Origin of the sequence: Plantactinospora sp. KLBMP9567 (assembly GCF_033446045.1) — a bacterium.
Lineage (GTDB): Bacteria > Actinomycetota > Actinomycetes > Mycobacteriales > Micromonosporaceae > Plantactinospora.
Genome location: NZ_JAWQRR010000016.1, coordinates 381,049 through 387,048, shown reverse-complemented (window position 1 = coordinate 387,048; position 6,000 = coordinate 381,049). Strand labels below are relative to the sequence as shown.

Genomic DNA, 6,000 nt, shown 5'->3' with positions numbered 1-6,000 from the left:
TCACCTGGCGCCATGCCCGCCGGCTGGCGGCGCAGGCCGGCCGGGACGATACCAACGAGACCGCGGTGGCCCGGGTCCTCGACGAGCTGCTCACCCGGGCGCAGGCCGGCCCGGTGCTGGACAAGGCGAGTGCCCGGGTCGCGGCGCGGACCCGGGTGGCCGCCGCCGCGCACCGGCCCCCGCCCGTCGAGGAATCCGAGGCACAGGCTGACGAGGACGACGAGTTGGACGGGCAGACCAGTACGACCGTGGTCCCGATGGGGATCTTCGACGCCCGCGTCGAGGCCGAGAGGTGGCCGTATTGACCGCCATCCTGCCCCGCCCGCGCGCCGGGGACCCCGACGACGCTGAGCCGTCGACGGAGAATCCGTTGACCACCAAGGAGGGATGGCGGCGGTTCGTGGACGCCGAACCGAACCCACCGGCCCTGCTGGCCGAGGCGGCGTTGGCGGGGCTGAGCGCGGGCCGGCGGGTCGGGTATGACGAGGCGCGAATGGAGTACCACGCCGATTTGCCGTTGGTGAACACGCCGGTCATCCGGCAGGTCATCGCGACGAGCCGGTTGCTGATCCAGCTCAACCGCAACCAGATCTCCGCCCGCCGGGGCGTGATCATCAGCGGAGCGTCGGGCACCGGGAAGACCACGGCGCTGAGCCAGCTCGGCCGGGCGCATGACCTCGCCGCCCGCCGGCGGCACCCGCAGGATCGGCACCGGTTGCCGGTCGTCTACATCACGGTCCCTCCGGCGGCGACACCACGAATGGTGGCGGTGGAGTTTTCCCGGTTCTTCGGCCTGCCGGCACCTCGTTCGGCGAACCTCACCGACGTGACCAACGCGGTCTGCGCCACCGCCGCCCGCACCCACGTCGATCTGGTGCTGGTCGACGAGATACACAACATCAGCCTCGCCACCCGGGCCGGCGCGGAGGTGTCGGACACGCTGAAGTACTTCGCGGAGCGGCTGCCGGCCACGTTCGTCTACGCCGGCCTGGACGTCGACGAGATCGGCCTGTTCGCCGGCACCCGGGGCCGGCAGATCGCCGGCCGGTTCACCCTCATCCCCGCGCGGCCGTTCGACTACGGCACCACCGAGCAGCGTGAGACCTGGCGCGGTCTGGTCTCGACCATGGAGGCCAGCCTGCGGTTACACCGCCACCAGCCCGGCACTTTGACCGGGCTGGACGAATACCTGTTCGCCCGCACCAGCGGCATGATCGGCAGCCTGTCGCACCTGGTGCGCGGCGCGGCGGTCCTGGCCATCCAGGACGGCACCGAACAGATCACGAAAGACCTGCTCGACCTGATACCCGTCGACCACGCCGCGCAACGCGCCCACGTCCAGAGACCGGGACGGCGCGGCAAGGCGAAGAAGTGAGCGACTGGCGGCGGTTGCCGATCCCGCTGGCGCCTGCGCGGAACGAAACCCTCACCTCCTGGCTGCGTCGTCTCGATCTAGTGCACGGACTGTCCAGCAGCACGCTGGCCCAGCACGTCGGCATCCAACGGCGCCTCAGGCACGTCGACGCCGCCGCTGCCGCGCTGCGCCGGCTTGCGGCCATCACCGGCTACCAGCCCGTTGGACTGGCCTGGGCGCTGCCCGAGCTGCGGGTTCCGCCGCCGGCGTGGCGCAGCCTGCGTCACCTGGCCCAACGTGCCTGTCCCCGCTGCACCGCTCGGCATGAGGGCGGCCAGGTGCGGCGGCTGTTCGCCCACGACGAGTACCTGTGCACCCGGCACGGCTACCGGGTCGGCCCGCCGGACGGGATCCACGACGAGCCGCCCCTCCTGCTCGGCGCGCGGCTGCCGGAGTTGGGCGCCGCACAACACCGACTGCGGCGCACCACCCGCCGGCACGGTTGGACGATCACCTTCGACGCCACCGTCTCGGCAACCCGTATCTGCCTGGACCTGCGGTTCAGCGCACCACACCACCCCCTCTGGCGACGATGGGAGCAGCGTCTCGACCTGCTCATGCCAGACGGCTACCGGCGGTCGCTGTTCATGGCCGCGATCTTCCCGGAAGTCACCGCGCTCGCCGCAGTGATCGCCTCACCCACCAGACGAACCGTGACCGCGCAACAACGGTCGGTGGAATACCGGCCCTTCCTCGACGCCTGCGCGCACGCACTGAACTCCCGAGATGAGGCCGACGCCCTCACAGACACGATTATGAACTGGGCAAACACGCGGACGGCGCGTTCCCGGATGGAGCCGGCCGCGATCTACCCCGACACAATCCACCACCACGACGGCAGCCCTCGCGTCACCGAGAAGCAGGTCTTAGCCGAGGAACGCATCGCGCACCGCTTCGCCCGGGACCGACGCGCACCCCGCGCCTTCAGCCCAGTAGCGCCGCTGCCCTACGCCCACCGGCCAGCACCAGCCGCCACCGGGAGGCCGACCTGATCCCGAAAGTCCATGAACGCGGCCCCATCCACGGGCTCGGCCCGCTACTGCGCTACCTGTTCGGCCCCGGCGAGAACAACCACCGCGGCGGCAAGATGTCCGAGGAGGCGTACGCCATCACAGCCGGCATCGATGCCTCAGAGGATCCGGGATAACATGTTGCGATCACCTCGCCTCGGCCTGCTTCGTGAGCCCGACTTCCGGCGGTTCTTCGGTGCGACGGTGGCCGGGCAGCTCGCCGACCGGGTCGTGTTCCTCGCGCTCCCTCTGGTGGCGATCGTCTGGCTGGACGCAGACGAGTTTGATGTCGGCGTCCTGACCGCGATGACGACGGCCGGGTCGCTGCTGATCGGGCTCCCGGCGGGCGCATGGGTCGACCGCTGGCGCAAGCAACGGGTCATGGTCAACAGCGATCTGCTCCGGGCGGGGTTGCTGCTGCTAGTGCCGCTGGCGTGGTGGGTGGACGCGCTGACGATCTGGGTGCTGTTCGCGGTCGCGCTCGCTCACGGCCTGCTGACCGTGCTGTTCGACGTCGGCTACACCAGCTACCTGCCGGCACTGGTCGGCCGCGATCACCTGGTCGAGGGCAACGCGAAGATCGCCGCAGTGCGCTCCGCCGCCAGCATCAGCGGCCCGGGCGTGGCCGGGCCGCTGGTCGCCTGGCTGGGCGCGCCGCTGACGCTGGTCGTCAGCGCCGCCGGGATGCTGCTGTCCGCGCTGGGCGTGCTGCGAATCCGCACGCCGGAGAAACGGCCACCGGCAGGCGCCCCCCAGCACCTGGGTCGTGAGGTCGGGGAAGGACTACGGTTCGTGCTCGGCCACCCCCTGCTGCGGCCAATACTGCTCACGGACGGCCTGTTCAGCCTCTTCCTCGTCACCTACCAGACGATGCTGCTGGTATACCTGGCCAGGCACCTCGGCCTGAGCGCGTTCGATATCGGCCTTGTGCTGTCCGTGATGGCGTGCGGTGGGCTCGGCGGCGCGTTGCTGGCCCGCCGCGTGATCGCCCGGATCGGCCCTGGCCCGGTCGTCTGGCTGGCTCCGCTGTGCACGGCGCCGGCCGCCGCGCTGATGCCGGCCGCCGGGCCCGGCTGGCCACTCGGGCTTGCCGGGGCCGGACTGGCCCTAGTCTCCGCAGGAGGCGTGGTCCGCCTGATCGCGCAGGCCGGCCTGCAACAGACCGCGACGCCGGACCGACTGCTCGGCAGAATGAGCGCCACCGTCCGCTTCGTCCAGTGGGGCAGCATGCCGATCGCGGGCCTACTCGGCGGCGCACTCGGCGGCCTACTCGGCGCGTCCGTCGTGCTGTGGATCGGCGCGGCGGGAATGACCGCCGCGTTCCTGCCCGCGCTGCTCTCACCACTGAGGAGCACACGCAAAATGCCGGTCATGGCGACAGAGGCCGCCACAGTATGACAACCATCGAAGTCTCACATTCCCACCCAAGGGTCAGCGGGTATTCAGGACAGCTCGAACTACAAGATCCACCGAATCCGCATGGTAAGTCTGACCAACTCCGAGGCGGATAGGTCAGAACCACTCCTCGAGACGCTGATCAGGCGGCCGACCGTTCGCAGCCTTCAAATGGATCGGACACTGTCCTTGTCCTGTCCAGGTGAAGATGGCGGAGTCCAGGTCAACGTGGCGGATGATCTGGCGGCGTCCAGATTTAGTTGGCGTGTCATGGGCGTCGATGGGTCTCCGATCCCGCTACCCGAGAGATCTTGTGGCCTGCTTGTGGTGTTGTCGGAGTGGTCACCGGTCACAGTGTCGGCGACTCGACGCCGAGACGCACGCTCGGTGCGCGACGAAAGTCGGTATCGACATCAGTTCGATTGTGGGGCTGCGATCGGCGGGCCGACCGGAGGGTCGGTGGCAACGTTCATCGCCGCGGCGAGGATGGTCAGGATCGGGATCACCGCTTGGGGTGCGAGGTCGTACTCGCCACGCCGCCTCTGCGTAATCAGCCCCGCCCCTTGCAGCTCCCGCAGGTGATGGTAGAGCTGGCCGCTGGTCGCGTCCCCCTGGTTCGCGCCGAGTGCCTCCTGGAGGTCGACGTTGGTGCGGCACCCCTCGCGCAGCAGTGCCCTGAGCAACGCCAGCCGCGGCAAGCTGCCGAGGGACTCCAGGATGCCGGCCGCAGGACCCCAGTCGGCCGACAACAGCTCGGCGAGCGGCATCTGCCTGGCCCAGAGCAGTTCCCTGCCAGCCACATACCCCGCATAACCCACCGTCCCGGGCAGGGACTGCTCCTCAGCGTCGCGGCGCCAGGCATGCAGCACTCCCGTCAGCTGGTTCGCACCTCGCGCGGGGCGCTCCGGCGCAGCTCCGCTCTCGGCCCGGCTCTCCAAGCGGGCGATCCGTCGCTCAAGTTCATCGAGTCTGTTGCCGTTCATCCCGTCCTCCTACGCTGCTCCGTAACTACGGAGCAGCGTAGGGCATCGCAGGATGAAGCTGCAACGCAGTCAGGGAACGTCTGAAGCAGTCCTCCCGCGACGAACGGTGTTCATCCGTCGCGGTGGTGATGGAAGCACGAACAAAGCGTGGGGCGACGTTCTTCAAATCGGCCGGACGCTACCGACACACCAAACGTCTCTATTCGGCCATGAGCGGACATCGAACCGATTAAAGGGGCACGTCGATTGTCGGTGGCCGCTCTTGGTTACCCAAGCTAGAGATCGGCTTCTTCTGGAGCGAGCCCATACCAAGTTCAGAAGGTCGGCGCGCACCTCCGCCGCCAAGATCCACCGAATCCGCCAACCAAACCTGGACACCTCAGCGGTCGAGCGTCCGAAACTACATGGCGGAGCCCATCTCAACGCCTACCCCACTCGTCACCATCACCTGGACGGGACAGTCCTGTCCAATATCGGCGAAGGTTGCGAATGTCAGACTTACCTTGTGAGTGATCTTGCGTTATCCGGACCTACCTTGCGAATGGGCGGCGTGTCTCGTTCGGCCCCAGCAGAGTTGGCGGACTCTCAGAGGTCAGTGTGTGGAGCCCACAGTCGATCGACAGGCGCCTGTCCTCGATCATCTACAGCGGCCTGGCGCCCGGTCCCTAAGCAGGCAGCAGGCGTTAACGGTCACTTGAAGGCGTCGAACGCTCCGCCTTGCTGCCGACACACGCGGCGCAGCCGCGGGCACGCCTTCTCGATACGGCGACCGGGGCGAGCAACACTGCCGCGACAATCGTGGCCACGATCGTCCACTCGATCGCCGCAGAGCGCAGTTCGGTGTTGGTCAAGTCGGCAGACGAGTTCTCCGACGTGTACGACGCCACGAACCCAAGCCCCATGCAAATCACGAACAAACTCCAAAGCCCCAACACCGCGACGATCAGCCCTGTGCCCCTCCTGCTCACCGATTCCCTGTTCCCCATCCCGACATTCTGTGCCCACCGCGACACCGCCGTCATCCCGGTGCCCCTGGCGAACCCGCGTTACGCCTCGGCCGGCGGTGACCGAGAGATGCCGCGCGTCGGATGGTCAAACCCACCGGCGATCCCGACGTTGACGACGCCATGCGGACGGGCATCCAGACCCGATTCAAAGACATCGTCACCGAACAGCGCGTCAAGAAGGAGCTACTCGC

At 68.2% G+C, this 6,000-nt stretch carries 5 protein-coding genes and 1 pseudogene; 4 read left to right on the top strand and 2 right to left on the bottom strand.

The annotated features are described in order from the left end of the window. The 4 genes and pseudogenes from R6Y94_RS13240 to R6Y94_RS13225 form a co-directional block, all read left to right on the top strand. Positions 1–305, top strand: a pseudogene (locus R6Y94_RS13240) (integrase); the annotation flags it as partial. Then, entirely contained in the window at positions 302–1,375 is a 1,074-nt protein-coding gene (locus R6Y94_RS13235) for an ATP-binding protein (protein WP_318394626.1), read from the top strand. The pseudogene R6Y94_RS13240 and the gene R6Y94_RS13235, both read left to right, overlap by 4 nt. Beyond that, positions 1,372–2,406, top strand: a complete 1,035-nt coding sequence (locus R6Y94_RS13230; RefSeq protein ID WP_318396088.1) for a TniQ family protein — start codon at positions 1,372–1,374, stop codon at positions 2,404–2,406. Before R6Y94_RS13235 ends, R6Y94_RS13230 begins: the two co-directional genes overlap by 4 nt. A gap of 132 nt (positions 2,407–2,538) precedes the next feature. Further along, positions 2,539–3,822 (top strand): MFS transporter, encoded by a 1,284-nt coding sequence (locus tag R6Y94_RS13225; RefSeq protein WP_318396112.1) that lies wholly within the window; start codon positions 2,539–2,541, stop codon positions 3,820–3,822. 410 nt (positions 3,823–4,232) lie between these two features. On the opposite strand, the gene R6Y94_RS13220 is transcribed toward R6Y94_RS13225, so the two are convergent. Then, the gene (locus tag R6Y94_RS13220) at positions 4,233–4,802 is read right to left on the bottom strand and encodes a helix-turn-helix domain-containing protein (protein WP_318396087.1); all 570 of its coding nucleotides are present in this window, start codon (positions 4,800–4,802) and stop codon (positions 4,233–4,235) included. 683 nt (positions 4,803–5,485) lie between these two features. Further along, positions 5,486–5,788 (bottom strand): hypothetical protein, encoded by a 303-nt coding sequence (locus R6Y94_RS13215; RefSeq protein ID WP_318396086.1) that lies wholly within the window; start codon positions 5,786–5,788, stop codon positions 5,486–5,488. Positions 5,789–6,000: the final 212 nt, after the last annotated feature.